Consider the following 20,728-nt stretch of genomic DNA (forward strand, 5'->3'; position numbering starts at 1 on the left):
GGGTGAACCATGACAGTCGTCAAGATCAGGACGAAGCAGGAAATGCCGGAACAGAACGCCGCCGTGACCGAGGGTAACGAGAGCCGCCCACGGGCACCGATGAAGGCGACGGAAGCCATCCCATCGCCGGCAAAACCGCGCATCGTGATACTGCTGGCGGCGGCGTCGCGTGCTTTGCTCCCGCCGCTGCTCGGTTTTGCGGCATTTCTTGCGCTGTGGGCGATCATCGCACAGCAAAGCGGCATACCGAACCCGTCCAAGACCTGGGATTCGGCGGTCAAGCTGTTCAGCGATCCGTTCTATCAGAACGGCCCGAACGACCAGGGCATCGGTTGGAACGTGCTCATGTCGCTCGGGCGCGTAGGGGTAGGCTTCGGCCTGGCGGCGCTGGTCGGCATCCCGTTCGGTTTCCTGATCGGCCGGTTCGCGTTCCTGAGCCGCATGAGTTCGCCGATCATCAGCTTGCTGCGCCCGGTGTCGCCGCTGGCATGGCTGCCGATCGGCCTGTACGTGTTCAAGGAGGCGCAGCCGGCGGCGGTGTGGGTGATTTTCATCTCCAGCATCTGGCCGATCATCATCAACACCTCGGTCGGCGTCACGCGTGTGCCGCAGGACTATCTCAACGTCGCGCGCGTGCTCAAGCTCTCCGAATGGAAGGTGTTCAGCAAGATCCTGTTCCCGGCGGTGTTGCCATACATGATGACCGGCATCCGCCTGTCCATCGGCGTGGCGTGGCTGGTGATCGTCGCCGCCGAGATGCTCACCGGCGGCGTGGGTCTCGGCTTCTGGGTATGGGACGAGTGGAACAATCTGAACGTCGAACACATCATCATCGCGATTTTCGTGGTCGGCATCGTCGGGCTGCTGCTCGAGCAGATGCTGCTGCTGGTCGCCAAGCGCTTTGAATATCAGGGGTGAGCCATGGAACGTTACGTACATCTGGAAAACGTGCAGAAAATTTTCGAAACCAAGCAGGGCCGGTTCGTCGCGCTGAAGGACATCAACCTGTCGGTGCGTCGCGGTGAGTTCGTATCGATCATCGGCCATTCAGGCTGTGGCAAGTCGACACTGCTGAATCTGATCTCCGGGCTCACCGAGGCCACCGACGGCGTGTTGCTGTGCAACGAGCGCGAGATCGCCGGGCCCGGCCCGCAGCGCGCGGTGGTGTTCCAGAACCACTCGCTGCTGCCGTGGATGAGCTGTTACGACAACGTGTTTCTCGCGGTCGAGCGCGTATACGGCGCGGTCGAGAGCAAGGAGTCGCTGAAAATCCGCACCGAGGAAGCGCTGGCGCTCGTGGGGCTCACGCACGCGACGCACAAGTACCCGCACGAGATCTCGGGCGGCATGAAGCAGCGCGTCGGCATCGCCCGCGCGCTGTCGATGCAGCCCAAGGTGCTGCTGTTGGACGAGCCGCTCGGCGCGCTCGACGCGCTCACACGCGCGCATCTGCAGGATGAAATATCACGCATCGTCGCCGCCAGCGGCTGCACCACGATCATGGTGACGCACGACGTGGACGAGGCGGTGTTGCTGTCGGACCGGATCGTGATGATGACCAACGGACCGGGGGCGACGATCGGGGAAATCCTGAGCGTGGATCTGCCGCGACCGCGTGAGCGTTTGAAGCTCGCCGACAATCCGGCGTACAACCGCTGCCGCAGCGCGGTGCTCAAGTTCCTGTACGAGCGCCAGAACCGTCCGGAAGAGCAGGTCGCCTGAGGAAGGAGATTGAGCATGAAAGAACAATTGGTCGTGGTCGGTAACGGCATGGCCGGCATGCGCGCGGTGGAGGAGCTGCTCAAGCTCGCGCCGGAGAAATACGCCATTACCGTGTTCGGCGCCGAGCCGCACCCGAACTACAATCGCATCCTGCTGTCGCCGGTGCTGACCGGCGAGAAGCAGTTCGGCGAAATCGTGCTCAACGACGATGCCTGGTATGCCGAACACGGCATCACCCTGCACAAGGGCAAGACCGTGGTCGAAATCGACCGTGCTAAACGTGTCGTCAAAGCGGCCGATGGCACCAGCACCGACTACGATCGGCTGTTGCTCGCGACCGGCTCCAACCCGTTCATCTTGCCGGTGCCGGGCAAGGACCTGCCCGGAGTGATCGGCTTTCGCGACTTCGCCGATGTCGAAACCATGCTGATGGCGGCGAAACAATACCGCCACGCGGTGGTGATCGGTGGCGGGCTGCTGGGCCTGGAAGCCGCCAACGGCCTGATGAAGCAGGGCATGAAGGTCACGGTCGTGCACCTGCCGGATGTGCTCATGGAGCGCCAGCTGGATGCGCCGTCGGCCAGGATGCTCAAGAAGTCGCTCGAAGACCGCGGCCTGCAGTTCGTGCTCAAGGGTGTGACAAAAGAAATAGTCGGCAAGAACCGCGTGCAGGGCGTCGTGCTGGATGACGGCCGCGAACTGACGGCCGATCTGGTGGTGATGGCAGTCGGCATCCGCCCCAATATCGAGCTGGCCAAAAAGTCCGGTCTCTACTGTGAGCGTGGCGTGATGGTGAGCGATACCATGCAGACATACGACCCGGCGGTGTACGCAGTAGGGGAATGCGTGCAGCATCGCGGTCAGACCTACGGGCTGGTGGCGCCGCTGTTCGAGCAATCCAAAGTTTGCGCCAACCATCTCGCCCACTTTGGCATCGCGCGTTACGAGGGATCGATCACCTCGACCAAGCTCAAGGTTACCGGCATCGATCTGTTCTCAGCCGGTAATTTCACCGGTGGCGATCAGACCGAAGAGATCGTGCTGCAAGACGCCGGCGCCGGCATGTACAAAAAGGTGGTGCTCAAGGACAACCGCATCCAGGGTGCGGTGATGTACGGCGACACCATGGACGGCGCCTGGTACTTCCAGCTGATGCGCGACGGCACCGACGTCTCGAACTTGCGCGACAAACTGCTGTTTGGCCAGGCACACCTCGGCGACGCCGGGCACGGCGACATCAAAAGCCGCGTGGTGGCAATGGCCGACAGCACCGAGATCTGCGGCTGCAACGGCGTGTGCAAGGGCACCATCGTCAAGACCATCGTCGACAAGAAGCTGTTCACGCTCGAAGAGGTGCGCGCCCACACCAAGGCCTCCAGCTCCTGCGGTTCGTGCACCGGCCTGGTGGAGAACCTGCTGGCCGCGACCCTCGGCGGTGACTACTCGACGACGCCGAAGAAGAAGCCGATGTGTCCATGCACCGAGCACACCCACGACGAAGTGCGGCTCGCGATTCGCAACCAGTCGCTCAAGACCATGCCGGCGCTTTTCAGGACGCTCGAATGGAAAACCCCGGACGGCTGCAATAAGTGCCGCCCGGCGCTCAACTTCTACCTGCTGGTGGCGTGGCCGGGCGAGTACGTGGACGACAACCAGTCGCGCTTCATTAACGAACGCGCGCATGCCAACATTCAAAAGGACGGCACCTATTCGGTGGTGCCGCGCATCTGGGGCGGCGAGACCACGCCCGCCGAGCTGCGCGCGCTGGCCGAGATCGCCGAGAAGTACGAAGTGCCAACTGTGCACATCACCGGCGGTCAGCGCATCGACTTCCTCGGCGTGCCGAAGGAAACCCTGCCGGCCATGTGGGGCGACCTGAGCGCGGCCGGGTTCGTCTCCGGACATGCCTACGGCAAAGCGATCCGTACCGTGAAGACCTGCGTCGGCAAGACCTGGTGCCGCTTCGGTACTCAGGATTCGACCACCATGGGCATCGAGCTCGAAAAGATGACCTGGGGCTCGTGGACGCCGCACAAGTTCAAGCTCGCCGTGTCCGGCTGCCCGCGCAACTGCGCCGAGGCGACCATCAAGGACTTTGGCGTGGTGTGCGTGGATTCCGGCTACGAGCTGCATGTCGGCGGCAACGGCGGGGTGAAAGTGCGCGCCACCGACTTCCTGTGTGCGGTGAAAACCCCGGAGGAGGTAAAAGAGTATTGCGCCGCCTTCCTGCAGGTGTATCGCGAAGAGGCGCATTATCTGGAGCGCACCGCGCCATGGGTGGAGCGCGTCGGCCTCGCCTACGTCAAGCAGCGCGTGGTCGAAGACGCGCCCGGCCGCAAGATTCTTGCCGAACGCTTCCGCCATTCGCAGCAGTTCGCGCAGATCGACCCCTGGGCGGAACGCGCCAAGGGCGTAGACAAACACGAGTTCATGCCGCTCAAAATGGTCGGCTGACTCGAAACAAAGACCGAGGAAGAATCATGCAGGCAGTGGCCAAGTTAAAAACCGGCGGTTGGACCGAAATCGGAACTCTCGATGACATCCCGCGCCAGGGTGCGCGCGTGGTGCGGCGGGCGGACGGCGACATCGCCGTATTCCGCACCCTCGACGACGAGGTGTTCGCGCTGCGTGATAAGTGCCCGCACAAGGGTGGGCCGCTGTCGCAAGGGATTGTGCACGGCAACAAGGTCGCCTGCCCGCTGCACGACTGGAAAATCAGTCTCGACACCGGCATGGCGGTGGCGCCGGACGAAGGTTGCGCGGCGCGCTTTCCGGTGCGCGTTGATGGCGGCAAGGTATTCCTGTCACTGACACCGGAAGAAGGCTGCTCGACGAACGCCTGATTTCCCCATGATCGCTACCGAGACCCGCACCACTTGTCCCTACTGCGGCGTCGGCTGTGGGTTACTGGCGCGGGTGGCGGACGACGGCGCGGTCAGCGTTGCCGGCGATCCGCAGCATCCGTCCAACTTCGGCCGCTTGTGTTCCAAGGGGGCGGCGCTCGCCGAAACCCTCGACCCTTCCACGCGCCTGCTGCACCCGGAAGTCGACGGCGAGCGCGTGAGCTGGGACACAGCGCTCGATACTGTCGCCTCCGGCATTCGCGCCGCCCTGCACCAGCACGGCCCGGACTCGGTGGCCTTCTACGTTTCGGGACAGTTGCTGACCGAAGATTATTACGTCGCCAACAAGCTCATGAAGGGCTTTATCGGCAGCGCCAACATCGACACCAACTCGCGCCTGTGCATGGCCTCGGCGGTCGCCGGCCACAAGCGCGCCTTCGGCTCGGACACGGTGCCGGGTTGTTACGAAGACCTGGAACGCGCCAAACTGGTGGTGCTGGTCGGCTCGAATGCCGCCTGGTGCCATCCGGTGCTGTACCAGCGGATGGCGCAGGCGAAACAGGATCATCCCGAACTGCGCGTGGTGCTCATCGACCCGCGCCGCACCGCCAGTTCCGATATCGCCGACCTGCATCTGGCCGTGCGCCCCGGCACGGATGGCGTGCTGTTCAACGGCCTGTTGGTCTATCTTCACGATCATGATGAGGTGCATGCACAGTTCGTCGCCAACCACACCGAAGGCGCGGACGAAGCCCTGGCCGCGGCGCGCGCCAGCAGCCCGGATGTCGCCAGCGTGGCCGGACAATGCGGGCTTAGCGCCACGCAGGTCGCGGAGTTCTTCGAACTGTTCGCGCGTACCGAGCGGGTGGTGACGCTGTTCTCGCAGGGCGTGAACCAGACCTCGAGCGGCACCGACAAGGTCAACGCCATCATCAACTGCCACCTGCTCACCGGGCGCATCGGCCGCCCGGGCATGGGGCCGTTCTCGCTCACCGGCCAGCCGAACGCCATGGGCGGGCGCGAAGTCGGCGGGCTTGCCAACCAGTTGGCCGCTCACTTCGAGCTCGACTACCCGGCGGATCGCGCGGAGGTGCGGGAATTCTGGAAAGCCCCGGCCATCGCCGCACTTCCCGGCCTCAAGGCCGTGGACCTGTTCCGCGCCGTGGAGCAGGGCAAGATCAAGGTGCTCTGGATCATGGCCACCAACCCGGCGGTGAGCCTGCCGGATGCGCAACAGGTGCGGCGCGCACTGGAGAAATGCGAGCTGGTAATCGTTTCCGACTGCGTGCGCCACACCGACACCACGAAATATGCGCACGTGCTGCTGCCGGCCGCGGCTTGGGGCGAGAAGGAAGGCACGGTCACCAATTCCGAGCGGCGCATCTCGCGCCAGCGCGCGTTTCTGAAACCGCCGGGCGAGGCACAGCCGGACTGGTGGATGGTGGCGGAGGTAGCCAAGCGCCTCGGCCATGGCGCGGCCTTCGATTACCCGAATGCCGCCGCCATCTTCCGCGAACACGCGGCGCTCTCGGCGGTCGCCAACGACGGCACGCGCGATTTCGATCTCTCCGGTCTCGCCGAAGTGAGCGACGAGGACTATGCGCGCCTCGCACCGGTGCAATGGCCGGTGACGCGCGCCAGGCCGAAAGGCACGGCGCGCCTGTTCGGTGATGGTAACTTCTTCACGCCCAGCGGCCGTGCGCGCTTCCTGCCCATCATCCCGCGTGCGCCAGCCAACCCAACCGATAGCGCTTATCCGCTGGTGCTCAACACCGGCCGGGTGCGCGACCACTGGCACACCCTGACCCGCACCGGCCTTGCGGCGCGGCTGTCGGCGCACACTATCGAACCTTACATAGAGATCCACCCGCAGGACGCGGCCCGATATGGCGTGGTCGACGGCGCACTGGCGCGGGCCAGTTCGAAGTGGGGACAGTCAAGCGCGCGCGTCCGGGTTTCGGACAGCCAGCGTCCGGGGTCAGTGTTTGCGCCTATGCACTGGAACGACCAGTTCACCAGTGCCGGTTGTATTGATGCGGTGGTGAACCCGGCCACCGACCCCCTATCTGGCGAACCGGAATTCAAGCACACGCCGGTGCGTATCGAACCCCTGCAGCCAAAGTGGTACGGCTTTCTGCTGTCGTGCCGCAAGCTGATCCCGGGCGCGGCGACCTACTGGGCGGCCGCACGCGGGCAGGGCCTGTGGCGCTACGAACTGGCCGGCGATGAGTTGCCGAAAGACTGGGCCATGACGGCGCGCACGGTGCTTTGCGCGCAGGACGAAAAGGTCGAGTGGATCGAATATTTCGATAAGGCCGCGCGCCGCTACCGCGCCGCGCGCCTTACCAAAGGGAAACTCGAAAGCTGCATCTTCATTGGTCCTAACCCGGAACTCCCGCCGCGTGACTGGCTGGCTAGCCTGTTCGCTCTGGAGACGCTTGACGCTCCAACCCGCGCCGGGCTGCTGGCCGGCATCCCGCCCAAGGGGTGCCGCGACAGCGGCCGCCAGGTATGCGCCTGCTTTGGCGTCGGCGAGACGGCGATTCTCGAAGCCATCCAGTCCGGGTGCGCAACCGCCGCCGACATCGGCGCCCGCCTCAAGGCCGGCACGAACTGCGGTTCCTGCTTGCCGGAACTCAAGGCATTGCTCGCGCAGCATGACGTCAGAAAGATCGCCTGAAAAGTTCTGCGCTGGGTTTGTGTTTTAGGTTGTACTAAAAACGTAAGCGCTTGAAATAACAATGCTCGAAAGAATATGCTGCACAGTATTATCGCTTTATAAAATAAAGTGACATTTTAGGTCGTCTACTCATAGTGAGGTTTCCCGAACAGATATGACATGGGTAATTGGAGCATCCACTATCTTTGGCTATGGCGCGGTGGTTTCCGATGTGCAGGTTACATTCAGAAATGGAACCACTATCGACATGCTCCAAAAAGCTTACCCAATAAGTAATTTCATAGTTGCGGGTTTCGCTGGCTCCGTGCGAATCGGGTTTATGCTCTTGCAGTCACTATCTGACTTCTTGGAATTGCCTCCTGGGACAGAAGACACCCACGCGTGGGATCCCATATGGGTCTCAACGAATTGGGCGCCTATCGCAAAGAACGTATTTGGTCGCGCACCATCTGAGGAGAAGAGCCTCGGTTCACAGTTGTTATTAGTAGGAGCGTCACCGACAGAAAGTTTGGGGTTGGCATCGGAAGCAATATTTGCACGATTCGCTGACCCAGATTTTGATCCCGGGATTATGACCAAAGCAATCAAGCTCTGTAGCATTGGAAGCGGTAGCCGTATATCGGAATACAAGCGAATTATTAAACCGCTCTTCCGGCTGTCCAGCGGCATTCTCCAAGCTGAAGTTATGAATCCCGGAGGCTGGGCGAGAACATTATCGTTTTCGATTTCACGAGCTATAAACGATCATCCTAGGAGCGGAATTAGCCGTCACCTGAATCTATTTCATGTGAGACGTGGTGCGATATACGAAGAAAACAATGATGAGAGGATATACCCTCGGGATGGTTCACCAAATGAGATTCGTATGCCACAGCTAGCACGAGGTTATCCGCAGTTTGTAGAGATGGCGAGACAGATAAATGTCAGTTCTGCAGAAGCCGTGTGTTAACAACCTGAACTACGGATTCCAGGCGATGTCGGTGCAAATGCACTGCCGCGCTTTAGCCCGAGCATTCACTGAAAAAGCCCCTAAATCATTTTCCCGGCCCACTCCAATACCGCCAGCACCCGCGGCACCAGTAGCAGCCGCGCCGCTTCGTAATCCAGCCAGCGGAATTCATCGTGTTCCGGATGGCCGAGTTCGGCGCTGACCGGCAGGTCCACCTCGCCGGTTTTCGATTCCGCGAGATAGTAACGTGCGATCTTGTTCTTGCCGTACGGTTCTGTTTCGATGTAAGCCCGTCCCCAGCGGAAGTCGAGATCGGTCAGCGTGGTTTCTTCCTCCGTTTCGCGGATCGCCGCCGCCAGCGGATCTTCCCCGGGTTCGACCATGCCCTTGGGAAAATCCCAGTAGCTGCCGGCGCGCAGCAGCAGGTAGCGCCAGGTATCCGCCGTCCGTCTGACGACGACCACTCCTGCCGAAAGGGTCGGTTGGGAATTCATTGTGTCTAGAACCTATCTCAAAAATACTCTGGCATATATTCGTAGGGTGGGCATTGCCCACCAACACGGCTTCGCCAACTGTCCGACGGTGAGCGGTGCCCACCCTACATATATCTTGAGGTAGGTTCTAGTCATTAACACGCGCCCAGAAAAAACAAGGGCGGCCGGAGCCGCCCTTGGGCACAACGAGATTACGCTGAAACCGCGATCAGCCCCAGATGTCCGAGGTGATGCTGGCGTACCAGCCGGCGCCGTATTTGGCCTCCTGCTCGCGGAAGGAATCCGGGGCGTCCTTCGGGCTCACGCCGCCCGCGCCCGGAACTTCGGTGATGCCTTTCTCCGTCACCTTGTACACACCCGCGACCGAGATGCCGTACTGCGGTGCGATCAGGCTGTAGCAGGTATTGACCAGCGAGTTCTCCGCGGGTGTCTCACCCTTGAACAAGGCAACGATCGCGGCGGCGCACATCTTGGCCTCGCTGCTGGCGGCGAAGCCGGACTTCGGCAGCGCGCCGGCGATCGAGGAGTCGCCGATGACGTGGATGCCGGGGTGCAGCTTCGATTCGAAGGTCTTCGGGTCCACCGGACACCAGCCCTTGTCGTCGGCCAGGCCCGAGGCCAGCGCGATCTTGCCCGCGGTCTGCGCCGGGATGAAGTTCACGACGTCGGCCTTGTGCTTGTCGAGCTCGGTTTCCAGCGTCATCTTTTTCACGTTGACCTTTTTCACCGTGCCACCCTTGGCCCCCGGGACCCATTCGATCATGTCGCCATAGATCTTCTTCCACCCGTCCTGGAACAGGCCCTGTTTGGAGAAGGCGTCCTTGGCGTCCAGAATGATGATCTTGGACTTGGGCTTATGTTCCTTGAGGTAGTGCGCCACCATGCTCGCGCGTTCATACGGTCCGGGCGGGCAGCGGAACGGGTTGGGCGGGGACACCAGGATGAAAGTGCCGCCGTTTTTCATGGCATTGAGCTTCTTTTGCAGCAGCACTGTTTGCGGGCCGGCATTCCAGGCGTGTGGCATGACCTCCACGGCCTTCTCGTTGTAGCCCTCGACGGCATCCCATTTGAAATCGATACCGGGCGAGACCACCAGGCGATCGTAGCTCAGGGTCTTGCCGCTCTTGAGCTTGAGCTTTTTGCCGTCGGCGTCGATGGCGGTCACCGTGTCGCGCATGACATTGACGCCATGTTTCTTTTTGAGCGCGTCATAGTTCTGGGTGATTGAGTTCATGTCGCGCAGTCCGCCGAGTACCAGGTTGCTGAACGGGCAGGTGATGAACTTGGTGCTCGGCTCGATCAGCGTCACGGCCACGCCGGGATCGAGCCGGCGGAGATATTTAGCGCAGGTCGCGCCGCCGAAACCGCCGCCGACCACGACTACCCGGGCGATTCCCTTGCCGCCCTCGGCGGCGTGTGCCAGCGAGGCATAACCGAGCGCGCCAGCCGCAGAGGCCGCGCCGGCGATTTTAAGAAAATCTCTGCGTGTAATTTTGCTCATGGTCATCCCCTATTTGAGATTGGTGCCGATGTAGTTGGCGAGCGCCTCGAGTTCCGCGTCGGTATAGCCCTTGGCATGGCGCGTCATGACCGTGGCTGCCAGTTGACCGGATTTGAACTCCTTGAGCTGCAGCAACGCCTGCTCGGCATTCTTGCCGGTCAGGCTGGGGATGGCACCGGGACTGCGGCCGTCGGTGCCGTGACATGAGTAGCAGTTGCTGATCATATTGACGACCGCCGCCGGACTGGGTGGCGCGGAGGGCGCCGCGGCGGCTAGGGCCGTAGTTGTCGCCGGTGCCGGTGCATCCGCCGCCACGGACGGCAAGGCAGCCAGACACATCGCGCTCAACAACAGTGTGGGAATTGAATTATGGAAAGTCATCATGCACCTCCTCAAGTGGATGAATCAATCAAACGACTAACGAACAGGGAGAGATATCATTGGCGAATGCTCGCGCCTGTTTTTATTTTTGGATACCGCTCGCACAAAAAAATTATGCGCACATCGCGCTACATTGTGCTTGATTCAGGTCAAGCATGATCCGCGCCTGCGACAATCTGCCACATCTTGAGAGTTTCAGTGCTCTTCCGTGGTCTTGGTTGGTGGAACCGGGATATTGCCACCGGGAGTTGTCTTTCTGGATTTTGGATACGCCGCTGTTCAGCGCGCGCGCGGCAAGGACAAAAGGTCAATCCGTTCTCCCGCTTCCGGTGTCAGAACCGACGCACGTAATAAGCGCAAGCGCTTCGCTAGGGCGTCCATCGGTTCGGGCTCGCCATGCACCAGCGCGACCGCGGGATGCCGTTCGAAGTTCCGGTACCAGTTCAGCAAACCCGACTGGCCGGCGTGGGCCGACAAACCGCCGACGGTGTGAATCCGCGCGGCCACGCGGATGGATTCATCCCAGAGCTTCACAGTTTTGGCGCCGTCCACCAGTTGACGCCCGAGCGTGCCGCGTGCCTGGAATCCGGCGAAGATCACGTGGCACTGTTCGCGCCAGAGATTGTGCTTGAAGTGATGCCGGATACGCCCGCCGGTGCACATGCCGCTGCCGGCGATGACGATGGCGCCGGTGCGCACGCGGTTGATGGCCATGGATTGCGCGGCGGTACGGCTGAAATGGAGGTTGGGCATGGTGAAGGGATCGCCGTCTTTTTTGCGCCGCCGCGAGGTCTCGGCATCGAACAGTTTCCAGTACCGCGCATAGACCTCGGTCGCCTCGATCGCCATCGGGCTGTCGAGAAAGACCGTCCATTGATCGATACCCCATTCCCGGCTGTGCTGCTTGAGAAAGTAGATCAGCTCCTGGCTGCGGCCGATAGCGAAGGCAGGGATGAGAATGTTGCCTTGGTCGCGCCGCGCCTCGCGAAACACCTCGCCCAGCTCCGCCAGCGTGTCTTCCCAGGCGCGGTGCTCGCGATCGCCGTAGGTGCTTTCGAGCACGACCAGATCCGCCTCGCGCACGACCTCGGGGTTGCGCAGGATCGGCGCGCCCGCGTGTCCCAGATCGCCGCTGACCGCCAGCTTGCGCGTCTGGCCGTTTTCCTCGAGCCAGAGTTCCACGATCGCCGAACCGAGGATATGTCCCGCGTCCTGAAGGCGCAACTGCATGCCCGGCAGGATTTTTTTCTCGACATCATAGTCGAACACCTGAAACTGGTGCATGGCCTTCTCGGCGTCGTTGCGCGTGTACAGCGGTTCGACGAGGCGCTTGCCCTGGCGCTGACGCCGGCGGTTTTCGTGTTCCGCGTCTTTCTCGTTCAGCGAAGCCGCGTCCCGGAGCATGATCTGGCACAGGTCGCGCGTCGCGCGGTGGGTATAGATCGGCCCGCGGTAACCGGCCTTGACCAGCAGCGGCAGGCGGCCGGAGTGATCGAGGTGGGCATGCGTCAGGACCACGGCGTCGATATCGCCGGGGGCGAAGGGGAAGGGTGTGCGGTTGCGCGCCTCGTCGGCGGGCGCGCCCTGGATCAGGCCGCAATCGATGAGCAGGCGCTGGTCGTCACAGTGCACCAAGTGGCATGAACCGGTGACTTCGCGCGCCGCGCCCAGAAACTGTATATTCATGCGGCCACCTTAAATGGAGGTTGGAACCAACGGTGCTATCATGACATGAAAACGCCGTGGTTTTTTGCTTTTCCCGATCGTTGGCGTTTAAACTCTGCGCAATACCATGGGCCAAGGAGGCAATATGAACAAGCCGAAATTCCTGTTGCAGGCGATCCTGCTGACAGCCGCCGCGATGTTGGCGGCATGCTCCGGGCAGACGCAGCTTGAGAGCGATCTGCTTATCAAGGGCGCGCCGGATTGGGTCAACAAGGGTACGAGTTATGTCAATGACAAGGACGGCCGGCTGTTCCACGGCGTGGGTTCGGCATCGCCGATGGGTGAGGTGACGCTGCAGCGCGCCACCGCCGACGACCGGGCACGCGCGGAACTGGCGCGCATTTTTTCCTCTTACCTGGATGTCGTCTCGAACGACTATCAATCGGCGGCCAAGTCCGGTGACAGCAAGGTTTCCGAAGAGGCGGTCTCGCGCCAGATCAGGAACCTGTCCAAGATCAATCTCGCGGGTGCGAAGATCATCGCCCGCTGGCAGGACAAAAAGACGAATATCGTTTACTCCATCGCCGAGCTTGACATGAAACAGGTCAAAAGTACCGTATCGGGCGCCCAGGACATGAACGGTGACGTGCGCCAGTATGTGGAACGCAACGCCGACAACATTTTCGACCGGCTGACCAAGGAGAAATAATGATGGGCTGTTCCTTCCGTGCAAATTCAAGGCTGGCGCTGGCACTGGCCGTGTCGGTGCTGGTCCTGTCCATCGCCGGTTGCGGCACGTCGGTGGAGCGCATGGACACGGCCGAGGTCAAGGACCTTTCCGGGGCCTGGAATGACACCGACTCGCGTCTGGTTTCCGAGGAGATGATCCAGGACGTGCTGTCGCGCGACTGGCTGCCGGAGTTCACGCGCACACACAAAAAGAAGCCCGCCGTGATCGTGGGCGAGGTGCTGAATCTCAGCAATGAGCACGTCAACGTGAACACCTTCACCGCCGACATGGAGCGCGCCCTCATCAATTCCGGCAAGATCCAGTTCGTCGCCTCCAAAGGCGAACGCGGCGAAATCCGCGAGGAGCGCAAGGATCAGGACATTAACGCCGCCGAGGCCACGCGCAAGCCCATGGGCCAGGAGATTGGGGCCGATTACATGCTCAAGGGAACGATCAATACCATCATCGATACCTCCGGTTCGAGCCAGGTGCGGTATTATCAGGTGGACCTCACGCTCATCAGCCTCGCGGACAACGTGAAAACCTGGATTGGGCAGAAGAAGATCAAGAAGTTCGTCAAGCGCGGCAATCTCCGTTACTGATCCCCGGCGGGCCGTCATGCGCCTCCGGCGCGCTATCCGTGTCTTCCCGCCGTCAGGGTGGTTCCTGGCGACCGTCCTCTTGGCGCTTTCCGGTTGCGCCAGCTACAGCGATTCCTTCAGCGTCATCGAAAACGACATGGCGGCGCAGAACTTCGGGGCGGCACTGCAGGCGTTCGAAAAACAGCGCTACCCCAAGCGCGACCAGGTGGTGTACCTCCTGAACAAGGCGATGCTCGAGCGCATGAGCGGCGATTTCGCCGCCTCCAACCGGACGTTTGAAGCGGCCAAGGCAAGTATGGACGAACTCTACGGCGTGAGTATCCGTGAGCAGGCCCTGTCGTTTGCGTTCAACGACGCGACACGCAGTTACACCGGCGAAACCTACGAACAGGTGCTGGTGCATCTGTACACGGCGCTCAATTACCTGCAATTGGGCGATCTCATCGACGCGCGCGTTGAGGCCTTGCAGGTAGACGAACGATTGCGCGAAATTGCCCAGAAGATTCCCGAAAGCCGTTATACCGAGGACGCGCTCGCGCGTTACCTCACGGGCATGATCTATGAGGAGATGGGCGAGCGCAGCGACGCGATGATCTCCTACCGCCAGGCCTACGAGGCCTATCGTCGTTATCGCGAGAAATACGGGGTCACGGTCCCGAACTATCTCAAGCAAGACCTGTTGCGGCTGTCGCAGCAGCTGGGACTGTCACAGGAGATGCGGCAATACCAGAAGGAATTCCAGATCGAACATTGGATGAGCGCCGAGGAGCTGGCGCAGAAAGGCGAGCTGGTGTACATCCTGAACGACGGTCTGGCCCCGATCAAGCGCGAGCAGGCCGCCAACGTCGTGGACCCCGCCTCGGGCCATATCGTGCGCATCGCCCTGCCGTATTTCGAAACGCGTTTTACGCCGGTTTCCGGTGCGCGCGTGGCCGCGGGGGACGTCAGCGCGCCGGCGGAACTGGCCGAGGACATCGGTGCCATCGCCGTCAAGGACCTGGAGGCCAGGATACCGGTGATCACGGCACGTGCCGTAGCACGCGCGGTGCTCAAGGCGCAGATGGCCAAGGCCGCGCGCGAGAGCGCGCGCCAGCAGAACCAGAACAATGCGGGCACGGCCGTGGCCGCCTTGGCGGTGGAAATCGCCGGGCTGGTGACGGAGCGTGCGGACACGCGCAGCTGGATGACGTTGCCGTCGCGCGTCTATCTGGCGCGTGTGCCCTTGCCGCCCGGAACCTACACGGTTAAAGTCGATTTGCTGGGCGATTATGGCCAGATCGTGGCCAAGCAGGAATACGCCAATATCACCATACACCAGGGCGCGAAGACCTATCTCTCGCCCCACTGGATTGCGCCCAACGTGACAACCCCGAGGAGTCCACGATGAAAATTCTCTTCCGTCCTCAGGTCCGTAACCGCTCCATCCCTCGCGTATTTCTCGCAGCGACATTGGCTATATCCCTGATCGCGATGGGCGGATGCGCCTCCCACCCCGCCATGCCGAACTGGGTCAACGGCCCTGCGGAAAAGTATCCCACCGAGCAATACCTGGTTGGCCGCGGGCAGGCGGCCACGGCGGAGGAAGCGCGCGACCGGGCCCGTGCCGACCTGGCGAAAATTTTTGAAGTGGCCGTGGCCGTGGAAAGCGAGGACATTCAGACCTTCCATCAGAAATCGGACAGCGCCGATAAGAAAGCAAAACCCGCCAGCGAATATGCCGCGCAAGCCTCGCGCCGTCTCACCACCCGTGCCGATCAGATTGTCGAGGGCATCCAGATCGCCGAGGTCTGGCAGGACCCCCAGACCGGGACGCAGCATGCACTCGCGGTGTTGCCGCGCTTGCAAGCTTCCATGCGCCTGCGCCAGGAAATCGAGCGTCTCGATGCCGCCACGCGCAAATACCTCGACGAGTCGCGCGCCTCCGCGGATATCCTGATGAAAATCGGCGCCGCCCAGCACGCACTGGACGCGCAAATGGAGCGCGTGGGTTATCAGAAATCCCTGCGCATCGTGGACCCGACCGGACGCGGCGCCGAGTCCGAATGGAATACCGCGAAGCTCGACGCTGATCTCTCCGATCTGCTCAAGCGTGTGCGGGTGGAGGTTCAGACCGCCCCCGACGCGCCTTCCGGGTTCGCCGCAGCCGTCAGCGGGGCGGTGGCCGGCGCCGGATTTCTGATCGCGACCGGCGAGAAAACGGATTACGTTCTGGTCGCGAATCTGGCGCTGGACGATCTGGGCTTGCGGGAAGGCTGGTACTGGCAGCGCGGCACGATGGAAGTCACGCTTCGGGAAATCGCTGCAGATCGTGTTCGTGGCAGCCGGCGTTGGGACATCAAGGCTTCAGCCCAGGATCATGGCGTGTCCCGACAGCGGGCGATGGATCAGGTCGCGGCGATCCTGAAAAAAGAGCTGCGCGAGACACTCATCGGTTTCGCCAGGCCGTAAGTGCTTAACGCAGTTCACCCAGGAGCGAGTCCAGCATGCGCTCCGCCTGTGAACCGTATCCGCCGCCGAAGAGATTGAAGTGGTTGAGGATGTGGTAAAGGTTGTACAGGTTTTTGCGCACTTTATAGCCGGTATCGAGTGGCCAGGTTTCCTGATATGCCTGATAGAACCGGGCTGAAAATCCGCCGAACAATTCGGTCATGGCAATGTCCGCTTCGCGGTCGCCGTAATAAACCGCGGGATCGAAGATCACCGGCTGCTGTTCTGCCGCGCCGACGTTGCCGCCCCACAGGTCGCCGTGCAGCAGCGACGGTGACGGCCGGTAACCATGAAAAAATTCCCCCAGGTCCGCCATCAAGCGCTCGCCTTTGTTCATGAGGCTGCGGCCTTGCCGGGCTGCCAGCTTCAACTGGAAGCCCAAGCGACGATCGCGCCAGAACTCGAGCCAGTCGGAAGTGGGTGTGTTGATCTGAGGTGTCGAGCCGATGGTGTTGTCCATGCGCCAGCCGAATCGATCATGCGTGGCACGATGCATCTGCGCCAGTTGTTGCCCGAGCTTTTCCAGGCTGCGCGAATCGGTACCTCCCAGATCGAGAAATTCCAGCACGATAAATGCGGAACCATCGGCCGTGCCCCAGCACACCGGTTCGGGAACGCGCACGCTGCGTGTCCGCGCGATATCCTTGAGACCCTCCGCTTCCGCCTCGAACATACTAAAACGTGCTGCATCATTGAGCTTGACGAAGTAACGGCGCTTGCCATCCTCGAGAACCGTGGCGCTGTTGATGCATCCACCACCGACGGCATGTTGTGAGCGGGCCGCAAACAATGCGCCCGTGGCATCGGAGATGCGCTGTGCCACCGTTGTCCAGATTGTTTCCATTTTGTCCCCGCCTGGCCCCGTTAATGTAGGGATAAAGTCGGTACGCGAGAAGCCGGGGCTCGCATCGGAAGGACGACATCGGCAGATTTTTCTGCCGAAAAGCCGACCAATCTTGTCATCCATCCCGTTAAGTGCGAAATTTCGCGAGTTTTGCCGTGTTTGCCTGCATCATGGATATGTAAGTCGTTGATTATAAATATTATAAAAATGACTTCTTCATGGCATTAGATTTGCAGCATTTGTCAGACCGCCGCTGAGTAGCGCGGGCTATTTCAGCCAGCGGGTCAGGGAATTGACATACCAGGAGGTGCTCGGAGTTCCAATGGATCGGGGACATCAACGAAAGGATTCGCATCATTGGTTAGTCGTCCGGAAACGGCGATGGCGATCAAGAATAACGATGCAACTTAACCAGATATCGATGCGCGCCAGCCTCATTACCGCGATAGCGGTGATGGGATTGCTATGCGCACTTTTCGTGCTTGCGAGCGGACACGTCTGGCAAGATTTTGCCCTTGAATCCCAACGCGCCACCGTCAACGAGCAGGCGCGGACCTGGCTTGCGAATCTGCGCAAGGAGATCGATACCGAATCGCGCGGAATCGTGCAGATCGCCAAGTCCGATCCGGAATTGATGGCGGCTGTTCGCAAGCAGAATATCCCCGTGGCAAGCCACCAGCTTAACAAGCTTTCGCAGCACCCTTTTTTCAAGACCGGTGAATCGGACCTGATCGCGCTTCAGGTGCTGGATGGGAATCTCAATCCGATAGCCAGCACACCGTGGCAGTCGCTGGACATCGATCCGAATCAGGCGTCGTGCCAGAACCTGCGCGCCCAGGCGGCGCGCCGCATCGGCACCGAACGTCTCAAGCCCATGGGCGGGATATGCATCGTCGGCAAGGAAATGCGCTATGAATTTTTCCAATCACTGGGAGAGAATTCCAGCGACGGCTACCTGAAGATTACCTATAACATGTTACGCAACTTTACCGCTGCGGACTCGGCTTTAGCGGGTCTATCACTCAAGCTCAGCCTGGCCGACGGCACCGTGCTTTACAAGTCCGCCGGTTGGCCGAAGTCGGATCAAGACATGGATCGCACCATCATTGCGGAACAGATGCTGAATGTTTATGCGCCGGCCAAGTCGATGCTCACCATCGCCGCCCTCAGAGACATGGCGCCGTTTTATGACAGTCTGGCACATACCGAAAATGTGGCCATGCTGGCTGCCGCCGGCGTGGCATTGCTGGCAGTCCTTATCGTGTGGTTTATCGTCCAGAAAATCACCGTTAAACCGCTACAAACCCTGGTGACCCAGGTGCGCAAGTTACGCTCGGACAAAATCCATTTTGGCGAGCACGTGATGACCGCCGGTAACAGGGAAATCGCGGAACTCGGCGCTGGATTCAACAGCATGTCAACGCGGCTGAAGGAACTTTACGACAGTCTCGAAAGCCTTGCATTTGCCGATCCGCTGACGAAACTTCCGAATCGCACACTGTTCCATGAGCGCTTGCAACAGGCGATCGAAGAGGCCAAGCGCGACTACCGGCCGTTCGCGCTGCTGCTGATGGATCTCGACCGTTTCAAGGACATCAACGATACCTTGGGACATCAGGTCGGTGACCTGCTGCTGCAGCAAGTTGCGGCGCGCTTGCGCAGCAAGCTGCGCGACATCGATACGGTGGCGCGCATGGGTGGCGACGAATTCGCCATACTGTTGCCCGCGGTCAGCGATAAACACGCGACCATGGCCGCGCGCATGTTGTTGCAGGCGCTGCGCGCGCCGTTCCGAATTCAGGAACAGAGTCTCGACATCGGCGCGAGCATCGGTGTTGCGCTTTACCCCGACCACGGCGTGGACGCGAATATCCTGATACAGCGCGCCGACGTGGCCATGTATTCGGCCAAGCATGCCAACAGCGGACATGCCCTTTACGACAGCAAGCTCGACCAGCACAACTCTACGCGCCTTACCTTGCTCGGTGAACTGCGCCATGCCGTGGAGCAGGAGCAGTTCGTGCTTTATTACCAGCCGAAGGTCAATCTCAAAACTTTCCAGGTCACGGGTGTGGAGGCGCTGGTGCGCTGGAATCATCCGCGCGAGGAACTGTTGCTGCCGGATACCTTTATCCCGCTGCTGGAACAGACCGGCATGATCCGCAGTCTTACCCCCTGGGTACTGAACGAATCCCTGCGGCAAGGGCAGATGCTTCAGGACAAGGGCGTGCCGATTACCATTTCCATGAACCTGTCGGTGCGCGACTTGCAGGATCCATACCTGGCCGATGCCTTCGCCGAGCAGTTGGCGGCGCTGCAGATTTCACCGCATTGGCTGGAGCTCGAGATCACCGAGAGCGCGGTGATGACGGAACCGGAGCGTGCCCTCGAGGTGCTCACGCGCCTGTCGGCGATGGGCCTGAGAATCGCCATTGACGATTTCGGAACCGGCTACTCCTCGCTGTCCTATCTGAAGAAACTGCCGGTCAACACCATCAAGATCGACAAGTCATTCGTCATCGGCATGGTGCGCGACGAAAATGACGCGGCCATCGTGCGCACCAGCGTCGATCTCGCGCACAACCTCAAGCTCGAGGTCGTGGCAGAAGGCGTTGAGAATGAGGAAACCCTCAATCGCCTGGGCGAACTGGGGTGCGACACCGCGCAGGGGAACTACATCAGCCGCCCGCTGTCGGCGGAAGAACTCGCCGTTTGGCTCAAGCAGTCGTCCTGGGGTCTGGCCAAGCGCCATCCCAAGCTGATACGCCTGCATAACTGAACAGGTGTTCAGCGATATTGCTTTCTCGAATTTTTCCGCACTCGTACCGCCGTTAGCAGTTATCCCTGCCGAGACTAAAGGGGCCGGACCCATTGGCGATGATGTATAGCATGGCGCCCATGATCGCCATGTTTTTGTGGAACTGGATGAATTGCACCTGCATCTGATCCGGCGGCAGCCCCCAGTAGGCATGAAAGACGTATGTGACTGGAATCATCCATAACAGAATCGCCGTGGCCGCCCAGCGCGCCTGCCAGCCAATCAGCACCATCAGACCACCACCCAGCTCCACGGCAATGGTCACCACCAGCATTAGCTTGATCAGGTTGGGATCGAGACTCGGCATTTTCCCTCCCATAACACTTGCCATGTAGGCAAAGCCGGTGATCTTCTTGAATCCGGAGACGACGAACAGATTCGCCAGCAGTAGCCGCCCGATCAGCGGCCCGTAATGTTGCGCCCATTTACATGCTTGCTTCATGTTCTTCCTCCTTGTCGCGGGTTTGAAAATGATGGCTGAAAATCTGTTCCGAAAGTCACGGAAGATCGAATAGCAGAGCCTCCGCATTTTGCCGGCCGGTCAGGCGGATTTCCGTCTCGTCGCTGATACGCGCCCCATCTCCCGCCGTGATTGTCTGTCCGTTAACAGTCGCCCGTCCACGCGCAAGGTGCAGATAGGACGATCGTCCCGGCGCCAGGCGGTGTTCGACGGATTCGGCGTCGTTCAGCGCAGTAACGTACAGGAAGGCATCCTGGCGAATCGTCACCGAATCCTCACGGCAGCGATGAGCCGCCAACGGCCATGCCGTTCCTCAGGCGTGAAAAATTTCTGTTCATAGCCCGGCGGCAGATCTTTGCGATCCGGCAGGATCCATATCTGCAGGAAATGCACCGGTTCGGTTTTTGAATGATCGAATTCGCTGTGCGTGATGCCGCTGCGCGCGCTCATGCGCTGTACTTCACCGCGCCGTATCACCGAACCGGAACCCAGGCTGTCCTTGTGTTCTAGCGCACCCGTCAGGACATAGGCAATGATTTCCATGTCCCGGTG

General features: G+C 60.8%; 19 protein-coding genes. 11 read left to right on the forward strand and 8 right to left on the reverse strand.

The window, feature by feature from the left end:
- The first annotated feature begins 99 nt into the window (after positions 1 to 99).
- The 6 genes from ntrB (at position 100) to WB402_RS13260 (ending at position 8,194) form a co-directional block, all read left to right on the forward strand.
- A complete protein-coding gene (gene ntrB, locus WB402_RS13235) occupies positions 100 to 918 on the forward strand; it encodes a nitrate ABC transporter permease (RefSeq protein WP_424208653.1) in 819 nt (272 codons plus the stop codon).
- Between the two features lie 3 nt (positions 919 to 921).
- Complete coding sequence (locus WB402_RS13240) at positions 922 to 1,722, forward strand: ABC transporter ATP-binding protein (protein WP_424208618.1); 801 nt, start codon at positions 922 to 924, stop codon at positions 1,720 to 1,722.
- A gap of 15 nt (positions 1,723 to 1,737) precedes the next feature.
- Positions 1,738 to 4,176, forward strand: a complete 2,439-nt coding sequence (gene nirB / locus WB402_RS13245) for a nitrite reductase large subunit NirB (RefSeq protein ID WP_424208620.1) — start codon at positions 1,738 to 1,740, stop codon at positions 4,174 to 4,176.
- A gap of 26 nt (positions 4,177 to 4,202) precedes the next feature.
- On the forward strand, positions 4,203 to 4,565 hold the full coding sequence (gene nirD, locus WB402_RS13250) for a nitrite reductase small subunit NirD (protein WP_424208622.1): 363 nt from the start codon (positions 4,203 to 4,205) through the stop codon (positions 4,563 to 4,565).
- A 7-nt stretch (positions 4,566 to 4,572) separates the two neighbouring features.
- Positions 4,573 to 7,245, forward strand: coding sequence for a molybdopterin-dependent oxidoreductase (locus tag WB402_RS13255; protein WP_424208624.1), 2,673 nt, complete (start codon positions 4,573 to 4,575; stop codon positions 7,243 to 7,245).
- A gap of 154 nt (positions 7,246 to 7,399) precedes the next feature.
- Entirely contained in the window at positions 7,400 to 8,194 is a 795-nt protein-coding gene (locus WB402_RS13260) for a hypothetical protein (protein ID WP_424208626.1), read from the forward strand.
- Between the two features lie 80 nt (positions 8,195 to 8,274).
- On the opposite strand, the gene WB402_RS13265 is transcribed toward WB402_RS13260, so the two are convergent.
- The 4 genes from WB402_RS13265 to WB402_RS13280 all read right to left on the reverse strand — a co-directional run bounded on the left by WB402_RS13265 (position 8,275) and on the right by WB402_RS13280 (position 12,256).
- A complete protein-coding gene (locus WB402_RS13265; RefSeq protein ID WP_424208628.1) occupies positions 8,275 to 8,688 on the reverse strand; it encodes an NUDIX domain-containing protein in 414 nt (137 codons plus the stop codon).
- 208 nt (positions 8,689 to 8,896) lie between these two features.
- The gene (locus WB402_RS13270; protein WP_424208630.1) at positions 8,897 to 10,189 is read right to left on the reverse strand and encodes an FCSD flavin-binding domain-containing protein; all 1,293 of its coding nucleotides are present in this window, start codon (positions 10,187 to 10,189) and stop codon (positions 8,897 to 8,899) included.
- Positions 10,190 to 10,198: 9 nt separating this feature from the next.
- Complete coding sequence (locus WB402_RS13275; RefSeq protein ID WP_424208632.1) at positions 10,199 to 10,573, reverse strand: c-type cytochrome; 375 nt, start codon at positions 10,571 to 10,573, stop codon at positions 10,199 to 10,201.
- A 276-nt stretch (positions 10,574 to 10,849) separates the two neighbouring features.
- Positions 10,850 to 12,256, reverse strand: coding sequence for an MBL fold metallo-hydrolase RNA specificity domain-containing protein (locus WB402_RS13280; protein ID WP_424208634.1), 1,407 nt, complete (start codon positions 12,254 to 12,256; stop codon positions 10,850 to 10,852).
- 124 nt (positions 12,257 to 12,380) lie between these two features.
- Here WB402_RS13280 and WB402_RS13285 point away from each other — a divergent pair, with 124 nt between their 5' ends.
- The 4 genes from WB402_RS13285 to WB402_RS13300 are packed head-to-tail and all read left to right on the forward strand — an operon-like array spanning position 12,381 to position 16,015.
- Positions 12,381 to 12,944: an LPP20 family lipoprotein gene (locus tag WB402_RS13285; protein ID WP_424208636.1), complete on the forward strand. Its 564-nt coding sequence runs from the start codon at positions 12,381 to 12,383 to the stop codon at positions 12,942 to 12,944.
- On the forward strand, positions 12,944 to 13,567 hold the full coding sequence (locus WB402_RS13290; protein ID WP_424208638.1) for a penicillin-binding protein activator LpoB: 624 nt from the start codon (positions 12,944 to 12,946) through the stop codon (positions 13,565 to 13,567). The genes WB402_RS13285 and WB402_RS13290 overlap by 1 nt, the downstream gene beginning before the upstream one ends.
- A gap of 16 nt (positions 13,568 to 13,583) precedes the next feature.
- On the forward strand, positions 13,584 to 14,954 hold the full coding sequence (locus WB402_RS13295) for a COG3014 family protein (RefSeq protein ID WP_424208640.1): 1,371 nt from the start codon (positions 13,584 to 13,586) through the stop codon (positions 14,952 to 14,954).
- Complete coding sequence (locus WB402_RS13300; RefSeq protein WP_424208642.1) at positions 14,951 to 16,015, forward strand: LPP20 family lipoprotein; 1,065 nt, start codon at positions 14,951 to 14,953, stop codon at positions 16,013 to 16,015. Before WB402_RS13295 ends, WB402_RS13300 begins: the two co-directional genes overlap by 4 nt.
- Before the next feature lie 4 nt (positions 16,016 to 16,019).
- Here WB402_RS13300 and WB402_RS13305 read toward each other — a convergent pair whose 3' ends face one another.
- The gene (locus tag WB402_RS13305; RefSeq protein ID WP_424208655.1) at positions 16,020 to 16,889 is read right to left on the reverse strand and encodes a fructosamine kinase family protein; all 870 of its coding nucleotides are present in this window, start codon (positions 16,887 to 16,889) and stop codon (positions 16,020 to 16,022) included.
- 409 nt (positions 16,890 to 17,298) lie between these two features.
- Here WB402_RS13305 and WB402_RS13310 point away from each other — a divergent pair, with 409 nt between their 5' ends.
- Positions 17,299 to 19,677, forward strand: a complete 2,379-nt coding sequence (locus tag WB402_RS13310) for an EAL domain-containing protein (RefSeq protein ID WP_424208644.1) — start codon at positions 17,299 to 17,301, stop codon at positions 19,675 to 19,677.
- Between the two features lie 52 nt (positions 19,678 to 19,729).
- Here the strand turns inward: WB402_RS13310 and WB402_RS13315 are convergent, their stop codons facing one another.
- The 3 genes from WB402_RS13315 to WB402_RS13325 form a co-directional block, all read right to left on the reverse strand.
- Positions 19,730 to 20,158 carry a DoxX family protein gene (locus WB402_RS13315; RefSeq protein WP_424208645.1) on the reverse strand — a complete coding sequence of 143 codons (429 nt, stop codon included), beginning with the start codon at positions 20,156 to 20,158 and terminating at the stop codon, positions 19,730 to 19,732.
- Between the two features lie 55 nt (positions 20,159 to 20,213).
- Entirely contained in the window at positions 20,214 to 20,444 is a 231-nt protein-coding gene (locus WB402_RS13320; RefSeq protein ID WP_424208647.1) for a hypothetical protein, read from the reverse strand.
- Positions 20,441 to 20,728: pirin family protein (locus WB402_RS13325; RefSeq protein WP_424208649.1), on the reverse strand; the 288-nt coding region annotated here is incomplete at its 5' end. The genes WB402_RS13325 and WB402_RS13320, both read right to left, overlap by 4 nt.

Source organism: Sulfuricaulis sp. (assembly GCF_049587675.1).
In the GTDB taxonomy this organism is placed as follows: Bacteria; Pseudomonadota; Gammaproteobacteria; order Acidiferrobacterales; family Sulfurifustaceae; genus Sulfuricaulis.